Source organism: Micromonospora sp. NPDC093244, from assembly GCF_040683695.1.
Classification (GTDB): Bacteria; Actinomycetota; Actinomycetes; order Mycobacteriales; family Micromonosporaceae; genus Micromonospora.
Window position 1 is genome coordinate 1,272,374 of the sequence record NZ_JBFBEO010000001.1, and the last position, 24,715, is coordinate 1,297,088.

Below are 24,715 nucleotides of genomic sequence, written 5' to 3' on the forward strand. Positions count from 1 at the left end.
AACGAAGGGCGGACCGTGGGCTCCGACAACGGCCGAAATGTCACCATCGCCATGATCGCGCGGCTGGCCGGTGTTTCGGTGCCCACGGTCTCCCGGGTCATCAACGGGCGCTCCGACGTCGCCCCCGACACCCGGGAACGCGTCGAGGCCCTGCTCAACCACCACGGCTACCGCCGGCGGTCACCGGCTCGGCGCGACGACGCCGCGCTCATCGACCTGGTCTTCAACGACCTCGACAGTCCGTGGGCCGTGGAGATCATCCGTGGCGTGGAGGACGTCGCCCGCAGCAGCGGCGTCGGTACGGTGGTCTCGGCCATCCACTGGCGAATCTCCTCTGCCAAGCAGTGGCTCGACAACATGCGTACCCGATCCACCGAGGGCGTCATCTTCGTGACCTCGATGGTCAACCCGCCACTGCAGGCCGAGCTGCGCCGGCTGCACCTCCCGGTGGTCATCATCGACCCCGCCGGCGTCGACCCGCAGGAGTCGCCGACCATCGGCGCCACCAACTGGGCGGGCAGCCTCAGCGCCAACCAGTACCTGATCGGGCTCGGCCACCGCCGCATCGGGTTCATCGCCGGGCCGCCGCACCTGACGTGCAGCAGGGCCCGACTGGACGGCTACCGGGCAGCCCTCGGCGCCGCCGGCATCGCCGTCGACGACGCCCTCATCCGACCCGGCAACTTCTACCACGAGGCCGGCTACACCGCCGGTACGCAGCTACTGGCACTGCCCGACCCGCCCACCGCCATCTTCGCCGCCAGCGACCAGATGGCACTGGGCGTCTACGAGGCGGTACGCAAACGCGGCCTGCGGGTGCCCGACGACATAAGCGTCGTCGGCTTCGACGACCTGCCCGAGGTCCGCTGGTGCTCGCCCCCGCTGACCACTGTCCGCCAGCCCCTCGCCGAGATGGGCATGATGGCCGCGCGGACGGTCCTGCGGCTCGCCGGGGGAGAGCGGGTCGAGAGCCCCCGCGTCGAACTCGCCACCGAACTCGTCGAACGCGACAGCGCCGCGCCACCCCGGTCGTGACGCGCGTCAGCCGTCGCGCAGCGCGTCGTCAATTCGCTGATCGGTCGATCAGCCGTCAGCGTCGGTCGAGGCGAGACGGGCGGTGGTATGGCCATTAGACTGTGTCGATTTTCATGGCCCTGAGGCGCGGAGCATGGCTCGGGGCGCACCCCTGAGAGCGAGCAGAGGTGGCTGTGGAGTCGGGATTCCGGCGGGCCGTGTATCGGGTGCAGTGGTATGCGCCGACCGTCATTCCGGTCCTGCTCATCGGTCTGAGCATCGCCGCCGGTGGGGGTCTGCTCTTCGGGGCCTTCGTCCTGCTGAGCGCGCCTCTCGGCCTGCTGCTGGCGGTGCCTCCCGCCGTGGGCAAGCACATCGGCCGGATGCGGACCAGCGCCGACATCACGCTGTGGTACGCCGTCTGCTCGGTCGGAGTGTGGGCAGGGTGTCTGGTGTACGGGCTGGTGCTCACCACTGATGTCGTGAACGGTTCGGGGCGATTCCTTCCGGTGGCGGTCCTGGTGCTGGTCGGCGTGGTGTGGGCTGCGCAGATCGTGGCCGCCGTGCTGGCCCGCCGACGGAACCACGGAACGGGCGGTGACCCCGCTGGCCCCGACTCGCCGCAGTCGGGCTCCACGCAGGTGCAGGGGGCGGAGCAGCCGGATACCGGCTGGCGGCGGATCTGGATACAGGACGCCGTCACGACTCGGTGCCGGAGGGCGAGCCGTCAGTGAACTTCACTTCCCAGGGTCACTCGGGTCTGACGACTCGGCCGCGTAGGTCGCGTCCACCAACTCCTGAAGGTGGCGGATAACGTCGGCCTTCTGTTCGGTCTCGGGGAGTTGCGCTTCGCCGGCCTCGACCAAGCCCTCGCGCCACAGCCTGACGATCTCCCGCTGTACCGCGGCGGGCAGATCGTCGAGCCAGAGCGAACCAAGATTGTTGTCGACGATCTCCTGTAGGTGGTCGACGGCCTGCCTGTCCGAGAGACGGGAGATCAGAAACTCCAGCGTCCAGTCGAACAACCCGCCCGTCGCGGTCCAGTCGACGCCGGGTTTGAGCACGATGAGGCCAGCCATCATTTCCCCACGATGAACACTCGAGGACCGAGGCCTCGGTCCGTGATGAACTGTTCGAGCTGCGCTACCTGCGCCGGCGTGAACGTCGAAACGTCCACCGGCACCAGGTCCGCCTTTTCCAGGTGCCGCACGATCTGATACTGCAGTTGGGGCCATTGGCGGTCAAAGAACTGTGCCGGAAAGTTGCCCACCGCATCGTAGGTCCGCGCAGCCTCGTCGACCCAGTCCGCCGACGACTCCACCGGAGCGCGAGTCAGCCTCACGCCCAGTTCCTGTTCCAACCGGGCAGCTGTCTCTGCCTCGCCGGGCCGGAACTTCCCAGTCGCCGGATCCATTCCGAGGTCATGAATCCGTTGCTGCTCCATCCTCGGAGGGGCGTCGGGTGTCTCGCGACGCGGATCAGGTCCGGGGCTGTGCCGGCCCGGTGGCGGCTCGTCCCTCCGGAGCCGTCGGAGGAGCTGGTGGAGTTCTCGATGAGTCCACCGAGTTGGCGGATCATCGGAATGAGTCGGCGGAGGCTGGTCAGCAGTCCGCGGAGCAGCCGTGCGATCCGTGCGCCCCAGGACGCCACAAGTGTCGTGACCTGTTCGGCGACGAGCGGTGCGGCGAGTCCGCCGGTGGCGACGAGTTCGCCGGCGTACACGATGAGGCGGGAGACGCAGGTGGCGATGGCGTCGCGGACGAGGAGCCGGACGGCAGCGACGAGGCCGGCGGCGCCTTCGGTGATCGCGGCCAGGGTGTCGGCGCCCCGGGCGAGCCCGATGATGGCCTGTTGCTGCTCTCCAGCCCAGGTGCGGTAGGCGGGGCCGGCGGTTCCGCCCCAGGCCGCCACGTCGGTGCGGACGGCGGCGGCCAGCCCGGCGGCGTCGTCGCGTAGCGAGGCTGCGACCCGGCGCCAGGTCTGGGCGTGGGCGGTGATCTCCGCCGGGTTGCCGGCGAGCCAGTCGAGGGCTTCACTTAGCGGTTTGACGTGCTCGATGAGCCAGGCGATCCCGTACTGCAGGAGCGCGCCGACCGGGTCGGACACGAGGGCGAGGGCGTCGAGGCCGGCGCTGACCACACCGAGGGTGCCGTCGATCCAGCTCCCGGTCCGGATGCCCTGGGCGATGAGGTCGATGTCCTCGCAGATCCAGATGCCGGCCCAGGGGTTGGGACCGGTGTCGGCGGCCGTGCCGATGAGCGGGTTGACCGTCACCGGTCAGCTCCGTGGGCGGCGCAGGCGTTGTTCGGCGCGGGCGTCGGATGCCCGGTAACGGTCCGCGCTGACGCGGAGTCGGTCGGAGGTGTCGCGCGCGGACTCGGCTGCCACGCCGATGCCGGCGACCAGGGTGCGCTGAAGACCGTCCAGGAGAATGGGCATGATCGCGCAGAGCTGCCCGTACGCGTCGGCATCCAACTGGACATGCTGGCCAGCTCGACGGGCGGTGTCGACACGGTCGGCGAGGCGGTCGGTGTGACGGGCGTGCGCGGTGAGGTCGTCCGGGTCGACGTGGATGCCGTCAGCGCCGGGCATCCGGCTCGTCCTCGCTGGGGTCCATCCGCCGCCGGTAGGAGTCGATGACGGCCTGCCCGGTCGGGTCGTCGGCGCCGAGGGTTTCGACTGTCGCGTCGTCGACCCGCTTGAGGAGGTCGGCGTTGGCGGCGCGGGTGGTTACGGTGATCTGCCGGGCGGTGCGGGTGGCGGGCTGCTGGCGGATCCGTTCGTCGAGGCGCAGGTCGGTCAGCAGGCCGTTCGAGTCGACTGTCACCTCGACGGCGCCGTCGGCGCTGGTGGCGGTGCCGGTGATCGGCCGCAGTCGGGTGGAGAGGGCTCGCGCGCGGGCGGCCCGCTCGGCCAGGGACGTCTCCCATTCGTCGAGGCGGCGGTCCGCCGCGTCCAAAGCGGCATCATCGGCCCACACGTCGACCCCCCGGACATCGGCGACCATCACCGCACAATCGTCGTCACGTTACCAACCGGTGGCGCTGCGTGGTGTCCCCAGCCGGGGGCGGTCCGTCGACTCCCCGCAGATGCATAAATACTTATCATCGTCTATCGACAGACGTATGCTGTTAGCGCTAACGTGACGGACGGTCGTCGATGTCGCATCCCACGTCGGCCCACCCTGACGGGCAGTCACCCAGGGGCAGCGCACCAATTGGGGTACGTCGTACGACGACGTCTCGGTGCCGGCCGCATGGCTGTCCCGCTGCTCGGAGTCCGGGCCCGAGCAGCGGGAACCGCCGCGGCGTGACGACGCCGAGTTCGGTGCCAGCAGCCGGTGTGGTGGCTGCTCGGACCGGAGTGGGGTGCACCCCTTGAGGTCCCCGATCCGGCCGTGACATTCTTGGCCGTCGATTACAGGCCACGCGCGGGCCGACGCCGTCCACTGGGCAACCGGGATCCGACCACGGATCGCGGGGGACGGGCACCAGCGACAGGGCACCGGGGCCTGTCCGTCCACGAGTCCGCCCGCCCTGCGCGGGGCGCCCTGCCGGCCGGGCGACTCACAGTCGTTCACCGCGAAGGAAACCCCGCCATGCGCATCCCCCGAAGCCGGGCGACGGTGCTGGCGAGCCTGCTGCTCGCCGCGACCGCTCTCTCCGGCGTCACCCCATCGACCGCCAGCGCGACACCCGAACCGGCCGCCGTCGCGGTCACCGTCAACGCCCGCGCGGGACTGGCCACCGTGCCCGACACGGCGTTGGGCGTCAACCACGCCATCTGGGACCAGAACCTGGGGACCGCCGAGACGTCGGACCTGCTGCGCAACGCCGGCGTGCAGATGATGCGCTACCCCGGCGGCTCGTACGCCGACATCTACCACTGGAAGGACCACACCGCACCCGGCGGGTACGTCGCACCGAACACCGACTTCGACACCTTCATGGCCGCGGCCCGGCGGGTCGGCGCACAGCCGATGATCATCGCGAACTACGGCACCGGCACGCCCGCCGAGGCCGCCGACTGGGTGCGGTACGCCAACGTGACAAAGGGCTACGGCGCGCGGTACTGGACGGTCGGTAACGAGAACTACGGCAACGGCCACTACGGCTCGGCGTGGGAGGCGGACAACCATCCGGACAAGAGCGCCAGCCAGTACGCGCGGCTGGTCGTCGAGTACGCCGACGCCATGAAGGCGGTCGACCCGAGCATCAAGGTCGGCGCGGTGCTGACGATGCCGGGCAACTGGCCCGACGGCATCACCGCCGGCAGCGACCCGGGCCCGTGGAACCAGACGGTGCTCTCCATCGCCGGCCCGAAGATCGACTTCGTGGACGTGCACTGGTACCCCGGTGGCACCGCCGCCGAATCGCTGGCCCGCGTCAACCATCTCCCGGACGCCACCTACCTGCTCCGGCAGCAGCTCACCCGGTACGCCGGCGCGAACGCGGACCGCATCGGCATCAGCTTCACCGAGCTGAACGTCGACGCGGGCCGGACCACCCAGCCGGCGGCGCTCTTCCTGGCCGACGTCTACAGCGGGCTGCTGGAGAGCGGCGTCTTCACCGTCCAGTGGTGGAACGTGCACAACGGGCTCGGCACGGTGACGCAGGTCGCCGGCCAGACCGACTACGGCGACTTCGGGATGCTCTCCAGCGGCTCCTGCAACGAGGACGGCTCGGTCTGCGAACCGCCGCTGAACACGCCGTTCGCGCCGTACCACGGGCTGAGCATGATGAAGCTCTTCGCCAAGACCGGTGACCAGTTCGTCCGTGCGGGCACCGACGAGCCCCTGGTCACCGCACACGCCGTGCGTCGGGGCAACGGTGACCTCGCCGTGCTGCTGGTGAACAAGGACCCGGACAACGAGCACCCGGTGACCATCGACTACGCCGGGTTCACCCCGTCGGCCGTCGCGCCGACGGTGTCCACATTCACCAACGGCGCCACAGGCATCGCCACCAGCCAGTCCGGGTCGGCGACCAGCCGTACGCTGCCGGCGTACTCGTTGACCACGATCGTGCTGCGACCGGCCGGCACGTCCGCCGGGCGCCCCTCGGCCCCGGGCCAACCCACCGCGAGCGGCGTCACCGACCGCGCCGCGACGATCACCTGGCCGGCGGCCGCCCCGGGTGGCAGCCCCATCGCCAAGTACGAGGTGTACCGGCAGAACGGCGCGGTGAGCGAGCAACTGGGCGAGACCAACGCGACCTCCTTAACCGTCGGCAACCTGGTGCCGGGCAGCAGGTACACGGTCAACGTGCTGGCCCGGGACACCGCCGGTCGGGTGTCCTGGTCCTCTCCGCCGCTCACCTTCGCCACCGGAAGCCCGACCACCAGCGCGTGCACCGTCCGCTTCACCACCGCCAACGACTGGGGCAACGGCTACATCGGCGGTGTCGAGATCACCAACAACGGAACGAAGCCGATCACCGGCTGGACGCTCACCTGGACCTGGCCGACCGGATGGCAGCAGGTGAGCAGCGGCTGGAGCGCCACCTGGGAACAGGTCGGCACCGCCGTGCGGGTCACCCCGACCGACGACAACCGGCAGATCGCGGTCGGCGGCAGCGTCAGCGCGGGCTTCGTCGGCGCGTACAGCGGGCCGAACGTGCTCCCCACGGCGTTCAGCCTCAACGGCACCGTGTGCGCGACCGGCTGACGCTGCCGTCGGGTGGCCGCCCCGCCCGCTCGTCGGGCCGGTCGGCCACCCGATCGACCGGGCCGGTCCTTTCCGGTCCACGCCCGGGGGCGGGCCGCTTCGGCGATCCTGCGCCGGCGCTGCCGTTCGACGACCGCGACCGAGGCCGAGGCGTGGATCCCGGCCTGACCGACGATGGTCGTCGCAGATGTGGACAACTACCATTTCAGGGTCAAATTTTGACGGGGCCACGATAGTGAGAACCATGAGTTGGTGGCAACGGTCCCGACCTGGCTATGCGGTCGACGGTGTCGAGCCGCAGCGCGTCGACGGCTGGGACGTCTTCGACGGTGGCGCGTTGGCCGGGTCACCCGCGGTGGCCGAGGCCGCCGCGCGCCTGCCGCAGGATCCGGCGCTGGAGGACCTGCCGGGCTATCTGGCCGTCTCCACCAGGGACGGCCGGGAGTGGACCCTCAGCTTCGACGACGGCAAGCTCAGCGTCCTCGGCCTGTCCCGACCCGGCAGCGACTTCTTCGAGCAGGTGCTGACGGCCGCCCCGTGGACCGAGTCGGTCGAACGCGTCGACCGCGAGGTCTTCCTGTTCACCACGGCCGGGGTGCGGACGGCCGACGTGGTGCTGGCGCACTGCGTCGACGTGTGTGGTGAGGTCTTCCGCCGGCTCGGCGCATAGTCCCCATCACCCGCGCGCACGACGGAGCGCCCGCCCCCACCACGGGGACGGGCGCTCTGTCGTGCCAGGTCCGTCAGGCGACCACGGACCGCAGCGGCACACCGGCAGCGCGCAGCGCGCGTACCAGATCCTTCGTGAACGGGTGTTCGTCGGCCTGAAGTCCCTGCGGGTTCGGGATCACCACGTACGCCGAACCGTCCTTCACGGACGTCTGGGCGTCGGTGGCGAAGCGTCCGACGATGGCCTGCGCGCGCGGCAGGTCCGCCGACGCCACCTCGATGGTGATCGGGCGCCACCCGCCGCCCAGGTCCGCCGCCACCGGCGTGGCGGCGGCGCTGGCGCGCGCCGCGTCGGGGCCCGTCGTCCGCCGGGCGTCCGGCGCGCCCGTCGGGTAGAGCAGCGCGTTCGCCACCAGGTGCAGACCATTTTCGTTGTACGCCCGGAAGAGCGGATTGAACGCGAACAGCACCGCCCGACCCGCGCCTGTCGGCTCGTCGACGACGGCGGCCGTGCCCTTGAGGATGTCCGCGCCGACGGTGTAGCCGTTGGCCCAGAACGTGTCGTCCGTCGGGTAGGTGAGCACGTTCGTCCCGGTGGTGCTCGGGTTGAGGATCGGGTCGCTGTTGTTGAACTCGAAGTCCTCCGCCGGGCGGCCCAGGGCGACCGGGTTGTCGGTGTCCACGTCGACCCGCAGGTGCGAGCCGATCACCAGGTAGTCGGCCGGTTTGGTCTTCTCGGTGGTGGAGGTGAGGCCTGCGGCGCGGGCCAGCCGGGTGCCCTCGTTGCGCAGCCCGACGTACGTGTGGCCCTGGCCGATCCAGTCACGCAGGTTGGCCTGCCCGGCGGCGGTCAGGCCGCCGGTGGGGCTGCTGCCGTCCGGGACCAGCAGCACCGTACGCCCGGTGAACGCCTCGGTGTTGTCGTTGATGTCGGCGGTGGTGACCGGCTTCAGGTCGAGGCCCCACCGCTTGCCGAGCACGTACCGGGCCTCGCCGTGCGAGCCGGAGGTGGTGGAGATGCCGGTGCCCTGGAACAGCCCGACATCCGGAAGGCTCAGCCGGGTGCCGGTGACCCGCCCCGCCGGGGTCAGGGTGACGCCGAGCGACTCCGCCAGGTCGTCGACAGTACGGCTCACCCTGGTCGCCGCCACTGCCACCGTGTTGGTCTCCAGGTCACGCGTGAGCGGCACACCGCGGCCCAGGAGAGTGAACGTGAACTCCGCGGCGGCCGCCGAATCCAGCTTGTACGTGTACGAGCCCCACGGCCACGCCAGCCCGCTGCGGCCGCCGGAGACCGTGCGGACCAGTTGGGCCTTCGGCCGGACGGCGTCTCCCGTGTAGAGGGCGTTGACGCCCATCAGCAGCGGGTTGCTCCAGGACGACACGTCGTAGAAGTACGGGAACGGGACGTACGGATCCTCACCCATGATCGCCTGGATCCAGTGCTTCTGCGGCTGGTCCATCGGGATCCAGTACGCCCCCTTGGGCACCGTCACGTTCGTGGCGCTGCGCCCGCCGAAGATCCGCGCGGTGGGCACCCGGGTGGCCTTCTGCACCTCGTACACCTCGACGTCCATCCGGCGCAGCCGCTCGACGAGCTGGCGGACGTCGGCGAGCTGCCGATCGGGAAGCAGGAAGTACGAGCGGATGGTGACGTCCGGCACCGGGAACTGGACCTCGTTGGTGGGCTGCACCACCTCGTTCGGCTCCAGGGCGCCCGCCCTGCCCTGGGCCAGCGCGTCGGTCCAGATGTCGAAGTAGTCGCTGAGCACCTCGCGCTTGTTCGCGGCGGCCCACCCCAGCGTCGACCACTGGGTGTGGAACTGCTGCTGCACCCGGTCCGCGACAGCCGACGCGCTGCCCTTCTCGTACGTCATGCCTGCCGCGCCGAAGCCGGTCGTCGGCACGGTGTCGCCGTAGCCCATGAAGAACATGTCGTACGTGTCGTAGTTGAAGTAGCACTCGGTCGTGACTGTGTCGTCGCAGGCGCCGTTGTAGCCGAAGCCGGCCTTGTTGGCCTCGCCGATCCGGTTGATCCAGTCCACCGCCTCGCCGGCGATCTCGTGGTGGATCGGGTCGGCGTTGGGCGGGAAGAAGTACTGCCGGCCACCCATCTCGTGGGCGTCGATGAACACCTGCGGCGGGTAGCGGCGCAGCAGTTCGAGCTTGCCGTCGGTCTCCTGCTGGGTACGGGCGAACCAGTCCCGGTTCATGTCGAAGCCGAACTCGTTCTGCCGTCGAGTCGCGTCGCGGCCGTCCGGGTTCTGCGTCGGCACGATGATGGTGACCAGGTTGTCGTTGCGCCGCGCGACCTCGCAGGACAGGCCGGCGGCCAACTCGTACAGCGTCTTGAGGGCGGCGTCGGTGCCGCTCTTCTCGCCGCCGTGCACGTTCGCGGTGACCCAGACGATGGCCGGGCTGTCCTTCGCCGTCCGGGCGGCGGTGCGCGCGCTGGTCCGGCGCGGATCACGCAGGTCGCGTACGTCGTCGGCGATCTCGCGCAGCGCGGCCGGCCGGACGTTGCGCTCGGTGGACACCACCGCGTACGGCAGTGGCTGCCCGAGCACGCTCGTGGCCATCACGCCTGTGACGACGCGGTCCGAGGCGCTGTCGACGGCCCCGAGGTAGGTGCGGACCTCGTCGTTGGTGACGACCCGCTCCTGGCCCAGCCCGAGCGGGAAGCCGAGCACCGACTCCGGGGTGGGTACGCCGCTCAGCCGGGCGGTCGGGTCGGTGCTGCACCTCGATGGTGGGGCGGCGCTCGCGGCCGACGGGCCGCCGAGCAGGGGCGTCATGCCGAGCAGGAGCGCGACGGTGGCGGCGCTCGCCAGCCGCTTCGGGGGGAGGGTCCAGAACGGACGCGACGATGGGGCCATGTCTCGGGTTCCCTTCTTGGGGGAAAGCCTCGCAGTGGCCGGAGCCTATGGACGGGCGGACGGGGTGGTCAAGCCTCTGATCGACTTCGGTGACTGCGTGGGATGCCGGCGCCGGGATCGGCTGGCAGGATGGTGGCGTGACCCGCTGTCGTCGGGAAGGAGCGCACCGTGCCGGAGGCGATCACGCTCACGGTCAGTCCGGATCTTCCGTCCGCCGACGCACAGCGTTCGCTGGCGTCCTGGCTGCGCGCCGACGACCGGCTGCGGGACGGGGTGACACCGACGCCGCCGGAGGGGACGGCCGAGAGCGGCGCGGACGTGCTGCGGGTGGCGGTCGACGACGCGGGTGCCGCCATGATCCTGGTCCAGGCGGTCGCCGGTTGGCTGACCCATCGCCGCGACGACGTGACTGTGACACTCGGTCGGGCCGACGGTTGGTCGGCCGAGATGGACGTGCGTCAGGCCCGTGACATGGGCCAGGTGACCGCGCTCATCGCCGAAGCGGTGCGCGCGGTCACCCCCGGGTAGCGGCTACCAGGTCGTCAGACCGAGGCCTATCGTCTTGGTGAGCGTGGCGTTGTCGTCGTCGCCGTCGAGCGACCAGATCATCGCGCCACCCAGGCCGGTGCGGCGGATGTAGAGCATCTTCTGCAGGACGACCGCCGGATCGTCGTACGTCCAGAACGTCGTACCGTCGAAGAGCCAGGCGTGCCCGGCGCGCAGGTCGCGGTGCACGGTGTAGCCGTTGCCGGCCAGGGTCTTGAGCTTCTTGTAGTCCTCGTACCCGGCCTCGAAGGTGGCCGGCGCGGGCGCGGCGGCCGGCCCGAAGAGGCCGTTGCCGCCGCCGGTGACGCCGGTCCAGCCGCGACCGTAGTAGGGGATGCCCAGGACGAGCTTGTCGCGCGGCGCCCCACGGGCGATCCAGCCGTCGACGGCCACCTCGACGGAGAAGTCCGGGTTGTCCGGCGAGCCGGCCGGAACGCGCAGCGCGGACTGCTGGTTGGCCACCGCCTCCCAGCCGCCGTGGAAGTCGTACCCCTGCACTGTCGCGAAGTCCAGGTACTTGAAGATCTTGCGGCCCTCGTAGCCGGCGTCCATGGTGGCCGGGTTCGCCGGCAGGAAGGCGGTAAGCGGGTGGTGCGTGCGGGTCGTGCGCCCGTACGCGTCGAGCTGCCTGCGGAACTCGGCGAGCAGCTTGGTGAAGTTCTCTCGGTCCTGCGGGCGGATGACGTTGCCCGGCTCACCGTCCCAGTTCGGCCACTCCCAGTCCAGGTCGATCCCGTCGAAGACGCCCGCACCGGCGCCCGGGGCGCCCGGGAGATTGCCCTTGAGGTAGAGGTCGATGCAGGACGCGACGAACGCCTTGCGGGAGGCGTCGGTGAGTGCGGCGTTGGAGAAGTACGTCGACCAGCTCCACCGGCCCAGCGAGATCAGCACCTTCAGGTCGGGGTGCTTGGCCTTGAGCTTGGCGAGCTGGCCGAAGTTGCCGTTGAGCGCCTGGCCCGGGGCGTCGGCGACGCCGTCGACGCTCTCCTCGGCCGGTACGGGACGCTGGTAGTCGGCCCACGCGTCGCCCTCGCCCGGCCCACCGTCCAGGTAGCAGCGTCCGTCCTCGCTGACGTTGCCGAAGGCGTAGTTGAGGTGGGTCAGGCGGCTCGCCGCCCCGGAGGTTTCGAGCTTCTTGACCGGGAAGGCGCGGCCGTAGATGCCCCACTGGGTGAAGTAGCCGACCCGGTGGTAGCCGGCCCGGTCGGGCTTGGCGCCCGCGCTCGCGGCAGCGGGCGGAGCAGCGGTGATCAGTAGGGTCGCCAGGGCGACGACGGCTGTGAGACGGCGGTGGCGGAGTTGTCGCATCGGCACACTCCCGGAAGAATCAATCAGATTAGTAAAGTTACTTATCTGATTGATGAAGCTAAGCCGACCACACTCGACGGTCAAGAGCCGTCCGGCCACCAGGGGGAGCGACACCCTGACGCCAGCGGCCAGGGCGTCGGGTCGGCGCGCTCAGCCGACCTGGCTGTTGTCCTTGAGCGACCCCCAGCCGTGCCACCTGTCGATCTCGATGAGGGCGCTGACCCGGGCCCGCTCCCGCCGCGGGTACGCGTTGCCCGTGTAATGCCGCGACAACCTGTCGATGTCGGCGAGATCCTCGTCGGCGCGCAGCTCCGCGACGTGCCCGATGATGCTGACGTGGGTGTACCAGCCGGCCTCGTCCAGCACCGTGAGGGACACCCGGGGGTCATTGCGGACGTGCTCCAGCCGACGGCGGCTCTCGTCCATGTTCACCAGGATCCGGCCGTCCTCCCACAGGTACCAGGTGGCGGCCGACACCGGCTGACCACCGTTGCGAAGCGTGGTCATGACTGCCGGATTCGGCTTGCGCAACATCTCGACCGCGGCCTCGGGAAGCGGTGGCTTGGACATACGTTCCTCCTCGCGTCAACGGTTACCCCTGCACGTTACGCACCCGGGGGCTCAGGTGCGCTCGGATGGGCGGGGCGGGAGCCGTCACCCCCGCTCACCAGGGGCGGGATCCCCGGGTGAAGCGGCTGCAACGGCCGTCGTCCACCGCCCTCCGACGGCGTGACGGTCGGGGTCACCTCGTCGGGGACGGCTGCGGCATCGACTGCCGCCGTCGTACGGGGTGATCCGGCCTCGCTGAAGTAGCGGCTGGCGGAGAACGCTGTCAGCAGGGCGAAGACCGCCACGAGCACAAGCGCCGTGACCGCGACCCCGGCCGGCACCGAGGTGTTCGTCTCGGTGAACGTGATCAGCGCGGACGAGCCCAGCAGTGACGCGAAGGACAGTTGCGTGGCGAGACGCGCGACCCTCGTGACCGTGTCGAAGCGACCGGACGGTGCCCTGCGGAAGAACAGCCGCAGCAGGCATGCCGCCAGCAGGGTCGCGACGAGGGCGGCGATCGCCACCCAGTCGGGCCAGCCGTAGAAAGCCTTGTCGCCCTGCCGTTGCTCGAGATGGTCCCGCAGGCCGCTCCACATCAGCAGGACGAGCACCGTGGGAAGGTACGAAACGATGATGGTACGCATGAACCTGATCGCGGCGATGCTCAGCGAACGGCTCAGCGGCGCGTCCTCCTGAAGATCGCAGAGCAGAATGTAGATCGCGTATATCAGCATCGCTCCGGCAATGCTGAACCCCATTCCGGCCACTGTCTGCAAGCTCGCCACCCGCGCCGAGCCGACCGGCTCACCGGTCACCAGGGCGTAGTCGAGACTGGCCGCCACCAGCCCGATGAAGGCGCTCACCAGTGGGCCGAGGCTGCGAACGACAGTCGTCGTCGCGTTACGAGCCGTCAGCTGGGTGGTGACCAGGCCGACCACGCCTGCGAAACCGAAACCGGCGAGGACCGCCGCGAGCTGCGAGTAGTAACCGGCAACAGCCGGAAGGTCAGGCACGTCCGCCGGCGACGGAGACGGCGTCATCGAACGACCTCGGCCGTCGCGCCGACGTTGATGAGGGGTGGGGTATCGAGCACAGTTTCCTCCCGATGGGAGCGCGGCTGCACATGTCCGGGCAGCGTGTCATTTCTGGCCCGGCGACTCCCATCGGCTGAAGGTTCCGTCACATTCGATGATTCAGCAGGAGGCCTGTCCGGATCACGCGGAGCGCTTCCGACGCGACATGCCTGCTGCTAATCTGCGCCGCTTCCACTGACGGCTCGGGCGGCCGGCGCCGGCTGGCGTACCCGCTCGTGCGGGGTGGCGTTCCGCCGGAGAGGATGGGGCCATGACCGATCCCGCACTTCCCGGACGTGTAGTCGTCACGGGCGCCACCGGCAAACTCGGCCGCGCCGTCGTCGCGCACCTGCGCGGCGTGGGCGTGGACGTCCTCGCCGTCGACCGCGTCGGCGGACGTGACCCGCGTGACGTGGAGGGCGAGTTCCTGCTCGTCGACCTGACCGACTACGGGCAGGTGGTGGAGGCGTTCACCGGAGGGGCGGACGAGCACGCCGGTGGGATCGACGCGGTAGTGCACCTGGCGGCCGTACCGGCGCCCGGGTTGATGTCGAACGCGACCACGTTCGCGAACAACTCGGCAGCGACCTACAACGTCTTCGCCGCGGCCCGGGCGGCCGGGATCCGGCGGGTGGTGTGGGCGTCGAGTGAGACGGTGCTCGGGTTGCCGTTCGACACCCCGCCGCCGTATGCCCCGGTCGACGAGGAGTACGCGCCGCGCCCCGAGTCGACGTACTCGTTGAACAAGGCCCTTGAGGAGGAGATGGCGCGGCACTTCTGCCGCTGGGATCCGGAGCTGGTCATGGTGGGTCTGCGCTTCTCCAACGTGATGGACGTCGAGGACTACGCGCCGTTCCCGTCGTTCGACGCCGACCCGACGCTGCGTCGGTGGAACCTGTGGGGTTACATCGACGCCCGCGACGGGGCGCAGGCCGTCGAGCGGGCCCTCGTCCACGACCAGCCGGGCGCTGACGTCTTCATCATCGCCAACGCGGACACCGTCATGACCCGCTCCAGCGCCAGCCTGATGGCCGAGGTCTACCCGGGCGTCGAGATCCGCAAGGAACTCGGCGAACACGAGACGCTGCTCAGCATCGACAAGGCACGCCGGGTGCTGGGATACGAGCCGCAGCACTCCTGGCGTGACCATGTCTAGGCCCGGTCAGCGCGCCGCCTGGTAGGCGCGGCCGACGGCGGTCGCCTCGCTGCCCGTTCGGAAGAGCCCGCTCCGGTCCTTGTCCGTGGCGGGCAGGCCGAACCAGGCGTACCTGTGCAGCCAGGGCAGGCCGCCCAGCATCCTGGTCGCCGCGGTGAGGAACGCCGCCTGCTGCTCCTGGCTGGGGAACCGTACGCCGTTGGAGAAGTCGATCAGGGCGAACTCGGTGAGCCAGACCGGCAGCCGGTACCGGTCGTGCACCGCCTGCAGGTACGACGTGAGCTGGCTGACCGCGTTCGCGGTGGTGAAGTCGCCGCCGTACCAGTGCAGGGCGATGAAGTCGACCCGGTAGCCGCGCTGCTTCGCACCGGTCATGAAACGGTCGAGCCACTCGCCGGGCCGGTCGCCGCCCCACGCCACGGCGGGGCTGCCCAGGGCAAGGCCGGTGGCCTCCAGTTGCGGCCACAGTTCCAGCGCCTGCTCCACGCTCATGTTCGCCTGACCGCCCATGTCCGGCTCGTTGAACCCGAGGAGCTGCCGTCCGTTCGTGCTGGCCTGACGCAGATTGCTGGCGGTGACGCTCTTCGCGCCCCAGATCATCGGGACGAACTCGGCGCCCTTCGGGCTGGTGACGCCCGGGTGGGCGACGTCCCAGGTGTAGTACCAACTCGCCCCGGAGCCGGCCAGCGCCCGGTCGACCCCGTCGAAGGTCCACACCCCGACGCCCTTGCGCCTGGACGTCACCGCGGCCGCCGTCGCGGCGGCCGGGCGTCCCGCCGTGGGCTTCGCCGTCGTGGGCGTCGGGACCGCCGTCGTCGGGCTCGCGGTCGCGGCGGGACTGGTCGGTGCGGGTGGGCCGGCCGCCGCGACGGCGGGTGGCGGTGTGTCGAGCGCCTGCGCCGCCGCCGGGGCCGGCGCGGGACCGGCGGGCTGGACCACGACGATCACCACGGCCACGAGTACGGCCACCGCGACGGCGACGGCGAACGGCCACAGCAACAGCGGTCCCCGTCGGGGTTTCGCGTGGACGCCCCGGGTCGCCTTCGCGGCGTCCGACTCACCCGGGTTGGTTGCGCGCATCGTCTCGGCTCCTTCGTCAGGTGTTCTCATCCGGCCGGCGGGCTGGTGGATCAACGCCCTCCCCTCAGGAGACCGGCGGTTCGGGCCGGGATAACGGTTTCTGGTGACGTCTCGGGCTACCGTCGGCGTCCACGGTGCGGTTCGCGTCCTCGGCGGACCCGAACCGGCTCCACAACAGGGGGGACGCTCGGATGAACTGGACGTTGGAAGTGGTGGTCGTACCGGTTTCGGACGTGGACCGGGCCAAGGAGTTCTACGCCGACCGGCTCGGCTTCGTCGTGGACCACGACACGGTCATCAACGACGAGGCGCGGATCGTGCAGTTGACTCCGCCCGGCTCGGGCTGCTCGGTCGTCATCGGCAGGGGAGTGGTGCCCGACATGCCGCCCGGGTCGCTCAAGGGGCTGCAACTGGTGGTGCCCGACCTGCGGCAGGCTCGCGCCGAGCTGGTGGAACGCGGTGTCGAGGTCAGCGAGATTCAGGTCCTGGGAGCCAATTCGCGGCCGGTGCCGGACCCGTTGGACAACGTGGGATTCATCTTCTTCACCGACCCGGACGGCAACGCCTGGGGGGTGCAGCAGATCTCCAGTCGGGCCTGAGTTCTGTCCGCGTACCCGCTGAGATCGTCGGCTTCCCCGATAAAATCGCTCAAAAGGGACCAGGCGGCGAGGAGGGCTCGGGGCGATGATGCGCGCCCGGATGCGCGGCCTCGGTGACAGCCGGAGCCCGCGTTCGGCGACCGTCCTGGAACTGCTGTTCGACATCGTCTACGTGTTCGCGCTCGCCCGCCTCGCCGGGCGGGTCGCGGACGACCTGACAATCGTCCGGCACACGCTGCTGTCCGAGGCCGGCCAGACGCTGCTGTTCTTCACGGCCATGTGGATGATCTGGTCCCTGAACGCCCTGCTGGCCAGCACCTACGATCCCCGGCGTGTCGATCTCCAGGTCGTCCTGCTGGCCACCATGTTCGGCACGCTGGTACTGGCCGTCTCGTTGCCGCAGGCGTTCGGCCAGCGTGGCGTGATCTTCGCGGCCACGTACGTGATCATCCAGGTCGGCAGACCTCTCTACCTTTCGCTCGCCCTGCGGGGCCACCCGGGCCGCGCGTTCGCGATCCGGGTGCTGACCTGGCACGTGGTCTCCGGCGGGCTCTGGATCAGCGGCGGTATCAGCGGAGGCCTCGGCCGAGGCGTCTTCTGGTCCCTCGCCCTCGCCGTCGAACTCATCGGCGCGTCCACCAACTGGCCGCTGCCCCGGTTCGGCCGTGAGCCGATCAGCAGCACGGTCACCGTCTCACAGGAGCATCTCGCCGAGCGGTACAACCAGTTCTTCATGATCGCGCTCGCCGAGGTGGTGCTCGAAGCGGGCGCCGCTGTGAGCTTCCCGGGCTTCTCGTTCGAGCGGACCGTCACCCTCGTCGCCGCGTTCGTGGCGACGGTCTCGTTCTGGCGGATCTACTTCTACCATGTCGGGCCCGGTCGGCACGCGACCTCCAGCCCCACGGGGGACGGGATACGGCTGTCCCGCTGGGCGAGCTACAGCCTGCTGTTCATCGTCGGCGGCATCATCTGCACCGCCGTCGGCTTCGGCCAGGTCATCGAGGACCCGCATCCGCCCATCGACTGGGCTCTGGTGGTCATCATCTTCGGCGGTCCGGTGCTGTTCCTGCTCGGGCGCAGCTACCTGGAGGAGGCGACCCCCGCCGCGCCGCACTGCCGGATGTTGTCCATCGGCGCGCTGGCGCTGGCCGTGGCGGCGGTGCCCACCGTGTTCCTTCCGCCGGTCGCCGTGGCAGGCGCGGCGGCACTGATCCTGGCCGTGATCGCGGTCCTCGACGGGCAGGCCCACCAACGCGGCTCGGCGACCAACCCGACGCTGTGAGCCGGGGCCGACAAACCCGTCGCGGGGCCGGTATCGTGTCGGGCACGCCGTCGAGCCGGGAGGAGGTCAGAACAATGTCCGATGTTCTGCGCCCCCTCCGCGCCCCGGCGTCCACGCGGATCTGACCCGGGGCGCTCGCTTTCCGGAGGACCAAACCATGACCGACCTGGTCATCCGTCCGCTCATCGCGGGCGAGGAAAATCTGTTCGACTCGATGCCCGATCCGCTGCCGTACCTGCGTCAGGTCGCCTACGCCGACGGGATCGCCGGCGGCGGCTACCGGCCCGAGACCACCTGGGTCGCCCTGCGGGCCGGCCGGGTGGTCGCCCGGGCGGCCTGGCTCCGCCCACCGGGTGCCGTCGGCGCCCCCTGGCTGGAGCGATTCGACCTGGACGCCGAGCCAGAGGTGGGGGCCGAGCTGCTGCGCGCCGCCCACGAGGCGCTGGGCGGCCCCACCCGGTACCACGCGGCCCTGCCGGCGCACTGGCGACGCCGACCGGAGGTGCTGGCCGTGGTCCGGGCTCCGATGGAGGCGGCCCGCCTCGCCGGCCTTGTGGAACGGGGGGAACGGCTCAGGTGCTCCTGGACGGGCACGCCCCTGCCGGCGTCCTCCGGACGGTACGACTTCCGCCCGCCCGCCGACGCGGCGGAGATCAACGAGCTGGTCGCCCGGATCGCCGAGCCGGACGTGCTGACCGGGGTCGAGATCGCCCGGGCGGTCGGCGGCGTCGACCTGGCCACCGACCCGCTGGCCTGGCTGGGCGAGGCGGTGCGGGGGTGGCGCGTCGCTTCGGCGGCCGGTGAACCGGTGGGCCTGGTCGGAACGGCCGGGGACGCCTGCTACCCGCTGCTGGCCTATCTCGGCCTGCGCGACGAGGCCGCCCGACCCGAGCTCCTGGCCGAGGCGGTCCGGGTGCTCGCCGCCGGTGGCGCCCGCGAGGTGATCGCCGACGTGGACGCCCACCGGGTGTCGGTGCTGGCGGAGCTGGAACGCACCGGCTTCCGGCAACTGCGCGCGCGGGTGCTGTTCGCGCCGGCCGACGAGGGCTGACGAGTTGGGGGTGCGCCCTGTCACCAGGGCGCACCCCTGGACCGGCCACCCCCGCGTCCGCTGCCAGGATCTGACCCGTGCCGGAGATCATCGCCCTCGTCGTCTCGGCGTAGCTCTGCGCCAACTGGCGGAGTCCGAGCCGAGGCGTTCATGCCGGTCGTGTCGGCGCCGGTGGGCGGTCGAGCCGGTCGAGGCGTGCGAGGTCGGCCGTGCCGGTCCGGACGACGGCGGTGGCCATCGCGGTGGTGCCCTGGTGGACGCCGCCCTGCTGCTCGGCGGTGGCGACCCGGACGGACTGCGCGAGGTGCGCGCGCAGATGCGCGGCGAGCAGCCGCTGAAAGGGCCTGCCGGTCGCCGACCGCAGCGCGGCCAGCTCATCGGCGGTGATCATGCCGGGCATGTCGTGGCCCTCGTGTGGGTTCGTCGCCGGCGCGCCGGAGTCGGCCAGAAGCTGGTGGGACCGTGCCAGGTCGGTGCCACTGCCGGCCCGCATCTGCGCGGCCAGGCGCCGCCACGCGGGGTCGGCGGTACGGGTCGGCACCAGGTCCAGTACGGGGAGCAGCCGTTGCGCCATCGCGACCGTCAGTTGCAGCCAGGCGATGTCGGTGGCGCTGAACGGTCCGGCGGCGCCCGTGGCCGGCGCTGTGGACACCACACCCGTGGACGGTGGCGCGCTGTCGTCGGCGACAGGTGTGCCGGTGGTGCACCCGGAGACGAGCGTCACCGCCACGAGCAGCGCGATCCGGACTCGCATACCGCCTCCTTCCGCCCGAGCCGGCGGGCCCAGTCGTGACCGGACCCGCCGCCTCGGGTGCGACCGGTCGGCTCAGATCGGCCGGCCGTCGTGACCGCACTTGATGACCGGGCGGATGCAGTCCTGGACCCGGCGGGCCATCTCCGCCACCGGCCAGGCGTTGAAGAAGTCGCCGTGCATGGTGTAGCCCGGTCCGGAGGCCAACCGGAAGTGCGACGGGTCACCGCTGACCGGGTACCGCAGAACCTGGCGCAACTTCGGCACGTGCACCGGGTGGGTGCTCGGGCAGGCCTGGTTCACCGGGTACGCCAGGTGGCTCTTGTGGTCCGGGGAGTCCAGGTCCCGGCCGTTCCAGCACTGCGGGAAGTCCAGGTACGACTCCAGCATCGTGCCGGCCGGGCAGTTGACGAAGTCCTTCGACGGTGGCACCTGCCCGGCGTGCAGACAGGACCAACGGGCGATGCTGTCGTTCGGTCCGGTGGCCTTCGCGTTGCCGGCGACCAAACGAAGACCCTGCGGGAACGGCTGGGTGTTCGCGACGACGTCTGCACGGACGCCCTCACCCAGGTAGTAGAACGTGGCGATCGCCGGCTCCACCGCGACGTTGTCCCGGTACAGGGTCGGCACCCAGTACGACGAGACGTCCACCTGCGGGTTGCAGGTGGTGGGGGAGGTGACCAGGTCCGGGAGCGTGGTGTTGGCGTTCGTCACCGTGCTGCCGAAGAAGCTGTGCATGTGCGAGGCGCCGGGCAGCCGGGGAAAGACGATCGGGTCGTCCGGCAGCCGGTGGCTGTAGGTGCAGTCGGCGGGGAACTCGGCAACCCGGATGACGTTCGCGACCGGGGCGGCGTCGGCCCGGTCGGTGGCGGAGACCAGGTACGTGCCGAGCAGTGCCAGCAGGGCGCCGATCGCCGTGGCGAGGCGCAGTCGGCGGGGGATGCCGGATAGGGGTGCGGCCCTGTCCATCTTGTGACTCCTGTCGGGAGGCCGGGTCAGGGACAGCTCCGGTGCCGCCGCCGAAGACAGCGGAGTGTCCTGGCCAGACGTGGTGGTGACCTGTTGAGCCAGTAGCAAGAGAGCGCTCTCTCTCCTTGTCCAGCCTCACCGCTATGTCGATCCTTGTCAATACATGCCGCAGTTGGTGGAAATGACGACGAAGGGCCGGTCCCCGTGGTGGGGTCCGGCCCTTCGTCGTTGGGTGGTGCTCAGCTGGTGGCGTAGCCGCGGGTGGCGATCCAGTCGGCGAGGTGCTCGACGGTCACCTCGTACGAGGCGGTGTTCGGGTCGGCGGAGTCGGCGATCTTCACCGTCTGGCCGTTGTCGCGGTAGCCGACGACGCTGATGTAGTGCCCGCCCTCGAAGGAGTGCACGCCGCCGTCGGTGTCGGTGGTGGTGCCGGCGATGTTGGCGACCACGGCGCGACCCTGGTCGACGGTCTTGACGATGTCGGCGCGCAGCTTGTCGGTCTGCTTGTCGTCGGCCGCCGGGGTGCTGATCTCGACGGAGCGGTAGGCGTCGTTCTTACCGGTCTCCTTGTTCAGCACCGGGGTGATGTCGTTGATGGAGTTGGTGCCGGCCTCGGTGGTGCCCATCTCCTTGGCCATGGCGTCGACGCTGATGTCCTTGCCCTGCACACTCAGCGCGTTGCGGGCGGCGGCGGGGCCGCAGTAGTAGAAGTTCGGCTGGGCCTCGTAGCGCACGCCCAGCTGACGCTCACCGTGACCGTTGCGGTCGGTTTGCGTCTGCGCACTGGGCTTGGCGTCCGACGCGGCATACGCGGTGGTGACCGGTCCGGCGATGGCGCCACCGGTGAACGCGAGGCCGGCGGCGGTCAGTGCGGTCTTACGAATCAGATCGGTACGCATGATGGCGTGCTCCTCTGCATGTCGGGGGATACACGGCACGCCAAAGGGGATGGGCGTGCCGCACGTGCAAGGGGGGAAAGGTCTTCGCTCCCGGCGGCCCCGGGGGCCGGCGTCGGGAAGGGTGTAACGGTGCCGGGGGGCGGGTCATTCCACCCGGGCTCCCGGCTTGTGGTGCTGGGGGGTGCCCCACGACCCGAGGTCGCGGCGGCATGCCAGGTATAACGACCCCGCCCGGCCCACGATTCCGCCGCCAGGGTGGTGGCGCCGGCCACGGGACACCGACACCCAGACCCGACAGCGGCCACCACGGGCGGATCCGCCGAACCGGACAGCGCGCCCATCCGCTGCCAGACCGGATCTCCCCCGACCGCCCCCCGAACCAGGCACCCTCACCGGAGTGCGCATCGAGGCCACGGACCGCACGAGGGGCCGTGATGACCACGACCGGAGGTCCATCGCCCACCCGACACGACCCCCAAGATCCCTACAACGTCAGGGAAACTGCTGCCTCACGGCGCGGGGAGGCAGCAACTTCCCGAAACTGCGCGGATCTTGACCGGCTGGTCGGCTCGCCCGACGCGCGGGTGGGGCAGCCCGACCATGTCGGACTGCCCCACCCGTGGCGCAATGGCGAAACTCAGAACCCGAGGGCGCCCCGCCCGCCGACGACAGGCAGTCGCAGCTCACTGTCGTTCGGCGCGACCCGCAGTTCGGTGCCACCCAGCGGCAGCAGGGTGTACTCCTGGTCGGTGGAGAACACGACCACGCCGATCCGGTGGCCCGCCGGGAAGATGTAGTCCTTCGGCTCCATGGTCCACCGGTAGTCGTACAGCTTGCCCTGGCGTACCGGCGATGTCCGGTCGGCGCTCTTGCGGTTCTGCGGGTCCATCCAGCCGCGCGTCACCACTGTGGGCGCGGCGGTCGACCCGGCGGGACCGTAGTCCACCAGGTACGCGGTGAGGTTCGCGTCCGGCTTGTTGTCGATGGCCATCCGTAGCCGCATTTCGGGGCGACCGGAGAACCGGACGTCCTGCGCCAGCGCGGGGGAGAGGTACGGGAGTCGGTTGGCGCTGGCCGTGTCCGGGTTGGCCACCAGGGTGCCCGGCGGGATGGTCCGGCCCTCGTCGACGAAACGCTGCTCGACCTTGGCCTTCGGCGGCCTGCCGGTGGTCAGCGTGCCGGGTGCGGTGGTGTCGGTGGCGGCGAACCGCAGCGCGACGTCGCGCGCGCCCGGGTCGGGCCAGTTGGCGTACGTGGTGTAGGCCCGGTTCTCACGCTGGATGACGGCGGTCGGCTCGTCCATGATGCCGTTGCGCACGTTCCACAGCCAGAAGTCGAACCAGCGGTTCTCGGTCTGCTTGTACGTCCAGGTGCGGCCGTCGGGCAGGGTGACCGACGCGCTGCTGCCGGGGCCGCCGTGCCCGCCCTGGTGCAGCCAGATCTTGCGGGGTACGTCCCGCTCGGCGAGCTGGTCCCACCAGTTGGCGAAGTGCCCGGTCTTCACGTTCCAGTCGTTGAGGCCGTGCACGACGAAGACGCTCGCCTTGACGTCGCGGGCGTCGAGGTAGTCGCGGTCGCGCCAGAACGGCGAGTAGTCACCGGTGGCCCGGTCCTGCTCCTCGGTGATCTTCGCGAGTTCGTCGGCGCAGGTGCCCTCGGCCCGTGCCTGCCCGGCCGTGTACTGGGCCAGGACGTCGAGGTCCTCACCCTGGAACGTCCCGGGTGCGACGACCAGACCGTTGGCGCGGTAGTAGTCGTACCAGCTGCTGATGGCGGAGACCGGCACGATGGTCTTCAGTCCCTTGACCCCGGTGGTGGCCACCTGGTTGGGCAGCGTCCCGTTGTAGGAGACGCCGGTCATGCCGACCGCGCCGGTGGTCCAGCCGGCGGTGACCGGGGCGCCGCTCGCGTCGTACCCCTTGGCGCGGCCGTTGAGCCAGTCGATGACGGCCTTGGTGCCGAGGGTCTCGGCCTGGTCGCCGCTGGTGGGGCAGCCGTCCGAGTCGCCGGTGCCGATGCTCTGGCCGAGCACCACCGCGTACCCGCGGGGCACGTAGTAGTCGTCGAGCGAGCCGGGCAGGTTGGCCTTCGCCTGGGCGCGCTGGGCGCCCACGTCCATCGCCCGACGGCCGGAGCCGGTCAGGCCGTTCTGCGGCAGGTCGTCGACAAGCACGCTCGGGTAGGGCACCTCGTCCCAGGTGCCCTTGCGGTACGGGCTGTGCTCGAAGATGACGGGCACCTTGAAGCCCTGGGTGGCGGTTTCCCGGGGGCGGGAGATGTCGATCGCGACGCGGTCGGGTCGGCCGTCGCGGTCGCTGTCCACAGGGGTCTGGACGAACACCCGCTCCTCGATCGCGTCGGCGAGCGAGAACACCGGTTGGGTCATGCCGTCGGCGACCACGATGCCGGTGGGCGTGGTGGCCGTGGGCGGGGCCGCCGCCGCGGTGGGGGCTGCGCTGAGCACCAGGGCGCCGGACACACCGACGCTCAGTAGGGCCAGATGGCGGGGTCGACGCATGCGCGTCTCCCTTCGGTCGGGCTGGTAGCCGGGTCTCGGCAGGACGAATCGTGAAGATCCATTCGTCCGTCATGCTAGGTGCGGGTGGGCGATCCGTCGATCCCTTCGGACGGGGATACGGCTTTCGTTCATATTGGAGGCTGCCCGCCGGGCGTGGTGACAGCTACCGGGTCGCACCACCGGTCGTCACTGGCCCTCCCAGACCGCCTTCGCGCCGGAGTCGCCGGTACGGATCACGTAGTAGACGGCGACGCCTGCGGCGACCACCGACAGCACCTGCAACGCCAGGGTCAGCGGCCGACCGGGGCGTACGTCCTCGGTGGCGCGCGGCGGCACGAACCGGACCAGCGCCAACGCCACCACCGCCAACCCGATCGTGGCGTAGAGGGTGAGGTCGCCGAAGTCCTGGTGCGCCTCCAGCTTCGGCACGAACTCCGGGGTGACCCGGTTGGCGGAGCGCATCCGCTCGAAGAAGGCGTCACCTGTGACCTTCGCCAGCAGCGCGGCGAGCGGGGCGCCCAGGGCGAGCAGACCCAGCACCCACCGCGTGTGTGGCCGGATCGGTGCGACGAGCGCGTAGCCGATCGTCAGGAGAGCCAGCAGCGGCACGAACACGACCGCTGCGTGCAGGACGAGAGGGTGGGCGGGGATGCCCATGAACTCCTCGAACATCGGCGTCTCCTCGGGTGGGGTCGAGTGGACGTCGATCG

Annotated in this window: 24 protein-coding genes; 9 read left to right on the plus strand and 15 right to left on the minus strand. The window is 70.5% G+C overall.

The genetic code is table 11. From position 1 onward, the window contains the following. Positions 1–15 precede the first annotated feature (15 nt). Complete coding sequence (locus tag AB0N27_RS05605) at positions 16–1,035, plus strand: LacI family DNA-binding transcriptional regulator (protein ID WP_354828164.1); 1,020 nt, start codon at positions 16–18, stop codon at positions 1,033–1,035. Positions 1,036–1,202: 167 nt separating this feature from the next. Further along, positions 1,203–1,748, plus strand: a complete 546-nt coding sequence (locus AB0N27_RS05610) for a hypothetical protein (protein WP_364363614.1) — start codon at positions 1,203–1,205, stop codon at positions 1,746–1,748. A gap of 3 nt (positions 1,749–1,751) precedes the next feature. Here AB0N27_RS05610 and AB0N27_RS05615 read toward each other — a convergent pair whose 3' ends face one another. The 5 genes from AB0N27_RS05615 to AB0N27_RS05635 are packed head-to-tail and all read right to left on the minus strand — an operon-like array spanning position 1,752 to position 4,021. Beyond that, entirely contained in the window at positions 1,752–2,096 is a 345-nt protein-coding gene (locus tag AB0N27_RS05615; protein ID WP_364363617.1) for a hypothetical protein, read from the minus strand. After that, entirely contained in the window at positions 2,093–2,374 is a 282-nt protein-coding gene (locus tag AB0N27_RS05620; RefSeq protein ID WP_364363620.1) for a hypothetical protein, read from the minus strand. Before AB0N27_RS05620 ends, AB0N27_RS05615 begins: the two co-directional genes overlap by 4 nt. Beyond that, positions 2,353–3,288, minus strand: a complete 936-nt coding sequence (locus tag AB0N27_RS05625; protein WP_364363623.1) for a hypothetical protein — start codon at positions 3,286–3,288, stop codon at positions 2,353–2,355. The genes AB0N27_RS05620 and AB0N27_RS05625 overlap by 22 nt, the downstream gene beginning before the upstream one ends. A gap of 3 nt (positions 3,289–3,291) precedes the next feature. After that, positions 3,292–3,606, minus strand: coding sequence for a type VII secretion target (locus AB0N27_RS05630; protein WP_364363626.1), 315 nt, complete (start codon positions 3,604–3,606; stop codon positions 3,292–3,294). Further along, positions 3,593–4,021 carry a YbaB/EbfC family nucleoid-associated protein gene (locus AB0N27_RS05635; RefSeq protein ID WP_364363629.1) on the minus strand — a complete coding sequence of 143 codons (429 nt, stop codon included), beginning with the start codon at positions 4,019–4,021 and terminating at the stop codon, positions 3,593–3,595. The genes AB0N27_RS05630 and AB0N27_RS05635 overlap by 14 nt, the downstream gene beginning before the upstream one ends. A gap of 591 nt (positions 4,022–4,612) precedes the next feature. Between AB0N27_RS05635 and AB0N27_RS05640 the strand changes: the two genes are divergently transcribed. Continuing rightward, on the plus strand, positions 4,613–6,679 hold the full coding sequence (locus tag AB0N27_RS05640; protein WP_364363632.1) for a cellulose binding domain-containing protein: 2,067 nt from the start codon (positions 4,613–4,615) through the stop codon (positions 6,677–6,679). Between the two features lie 244 nt (positions 6,680–6,923). After that, on the plus strand, positions 6,924–7,349 hold the full coding sequence (locus AB0N27_RS05645; RefSeq protein ID WP_364363635.1) for a hypothetical protein: 426 nt from the start codon (positions 6,924–6,926) through the stop codon (positions 7,347–7,349). Between the two features lie 73 nt (positions 7,350–7,422). On the opposite strand, the gene AB0N27_RS05650 is transcribed toward AB0N27_RS05645, so the two are convergent. Next, positions 7,423–10,224, minus strand: a complete 2,802-nt coding sequence (locus AB0N27_RS05650) for a M14 family zinc carboxypeptidase (protein ID WP_364363638.1) — start codon at positions 10,222–10,224, stop codon at positions 7,423–7,425. Positions 10,225–10,392: 168 nt separating this feature from the next. On the opposite strand from AB0N27_RS05650, the gene AB0N27_RS05655 reads away from it, so the two are divergent. Then, the gene (locus AB0N27_RS05655; RefSeq protein ID WP_364363641.1) at positions 10,393–10,752 is read left to right on the plus strand and encodes a hypothetical protein; all 360 of its coding nucleotides are present in this window, start codon (positions 10,393–10,395) and stop codon (positions 10,750–10,752) included. Between the two features lie 3 nt (positions 10,753–10,755). Here the strand turns inward: AB0N27_RS05655 and AB0N27_RS05660 are convergent, their stop codons facing one another. The 3 genes from AB0N27_RS05660 to AB0N27_RS05670 all read right to left on the minus strand — a co-directional run bounded on the left by AB0N27_RS05660 (position 10,756) and on the right by AB0N27_RS05670 (position 13,667). Beyond that, positions 10,756–12,078: a glycoside hydrolase family 18 protein gene (locus AB0N27_RS05660; protein ID WP_364363643.1), complete on the minus strand. Its 1,323-nt coding sequence runs from the start codon at positions 12,076–12,078 to the stop codon at positions 10,756–10,758. A gap of 150 nt (positions 12,079–12,228) precedes the next feature. Continuing rightward, complete coding sequence (locus AB0N27_RS05665; RefSeq protein WP_354828129.1) at positions 12,229–12,648, minus strand: PPOX class F420-dependent oxidoreductase; 420 nt, start codon at positions 12,646–12,648, stop codon at positions 12,229–12,231. A gap of 35 nt (positions 12,649–12,683) precedes the next feature. Next, positions 12,684–13,667 (minus strand): hypothetical protein, encoded by a 984-nt coding sequence (locus AB0N27_RS05670; RefSeq protein WP_364363647.1) that lies wholly within the window; start codon positions 13,665–13,667, stop codon positions 12,684–12,686. 304 nt (positions 13,668–13,971) lie between these two features. On the opposite strand from AB0N27_RS05670, the gene AB0N27_RS05675 reads away from it, so the two are divergent. Next, positions 13,972–14,856 carry an NAD(P)-dependent oxidoreductase gene (locus AB0N27_RS05675; protein ID WP_364363650.1) on the plus strand — a complete coding sequence of 295 codons (885 nt, stop codon included), beginning with the start codon at positions 13,972–13,974 and terminating at the stop codon, positions 14,854–14,856. Positions 14,857–14,862: 6 nt separating this feature from the next. On the opposite strand, the gene AB0N27_RS05680 is transcribed toward AB0N27_RS05675, so the two are convergent. Then, complete coding sequence (locus tag AB0N27_RS05680; RefSeq protein ID WP_364363653.1) at positions 14,863–15,936, minus strand: glycoside hydrolase family protein; 1,074 nt, start codon at positions 15,934–15,936, stop codon at positions 14,863–14,865. A gap of 191 nt (positions 15,937–16,127) precedes the next feature. Between AB0N27_RS05680 and AB0N27_RS05685 the strand changes: the two genes are divergently transcribed. From AB0N27_RS05685 to AB0N27_RS05695, 3 genes are all read left to right on the plus strand, one after another. Continuing rightward, on the plus strand, positions 16,128–16,535 hold the full coding sequence (locus AB0N27_RS05685) for a VOC family protein (RefSeq protein ID WP_364363656.1): 408 nt from the start codon (positions 16,128–16,130) through the stop codon (positions 16,533–16,535). An 85-nt stretch (positions 16,536–16,620) separates the two neighbouring features. Then, entirely contained in the window at positions 16,621–17,817 is a 1,197-nt protein-coding gene (locus AB0N27_RS05690; RefSeq protein WP_364363659.1) for a low temperature requirement protein A, read from the plus strand. Positions 17,818–17,974: 157 nt separating this feature from the next. Next, positions 17,975–18,868: an acetyltransferase gene (locus tag AB0N27_RS05695; protein ID WP_364363662.1), complete on the plus strand. Its 894-nt coding sequence runs from the start codon at positions 17,975–17,977 to the stop codon at positions 18,866–18,868. A gap of 148 nt (positions 18,869–19,016) precedes the next feature. Here the strand turns inward: AB0N27_RS05695 and AB0N27_RS05700 are convergent, their stop codons facing one another. The 5 genes from AB0N27_RS05700 to AB0N27_RS05720 form a co-directional block, all read right to left on the minus strand. Continuing rightward, the gene (locus tag AB0N27_RS05700; RefSeq protein WP_364363665.1) at positions 19,017–19,622 is read right to left on the minus strand and encodes a DUF305 domain-containing protein; all 606 of its coding nucleotides are present in this window, start codon (positions 19,620–19,622) and stop codon (positions 19,017–19,019) included. A gap of 72 nt (positions 19,623–19,694) precedes the next feature. After that, complete coding sequence (locus tag AB0N27_RS05705; RefSeq protein WP_364363668.1) at positions 19,695–20,588, minus strand: DUF1996 domain-containing protein; 894 nt, start codon at positions 20,586–20,588, stop codon at positions 19,695–19,697. A 239-nt stretch (positions 20,589–20,827) separates the two neighbouring features. Continuing rightward, complete coding sequence (locus tag AB0N27_RS05710; protein WP_364363671.1) at positions 20,828–21,487, minus strand: C39 family peptidase; 660 nt, start codon at positions 21,485–21,487, stop codon at positions 20,828–20,830. 637 nt (positions 21,488–22,124) lie between these two features. Further along, positions 22,125–24,005, minus strand: coding sequence for a Xaa-Pro dipeptidyl-peptidase (locus tag AB0N27_RS05715; protein WP_364363674.1), 1,881 nt, complete (start codon positions 24,003–24,005; stop codon positions 22,125–22,127). A 186-nt stretch (positions 24,006–24,191) separates the two neighbouring features. Continuing rightward, the gene (locus AB0N27_RS05720; protein ID WP_364363677.1) at positions 24,192–24,677 is read right to left on the minus strand and encodes a DUF2231 domain-containing protein; all 486 of its coding nucleotides are present in this window, start codon (positions 24,675–24,677) and stop codon (positions 24,192–24,194) included. Positions 24,678–24,715: the final 38 nt, after the last annotated feature.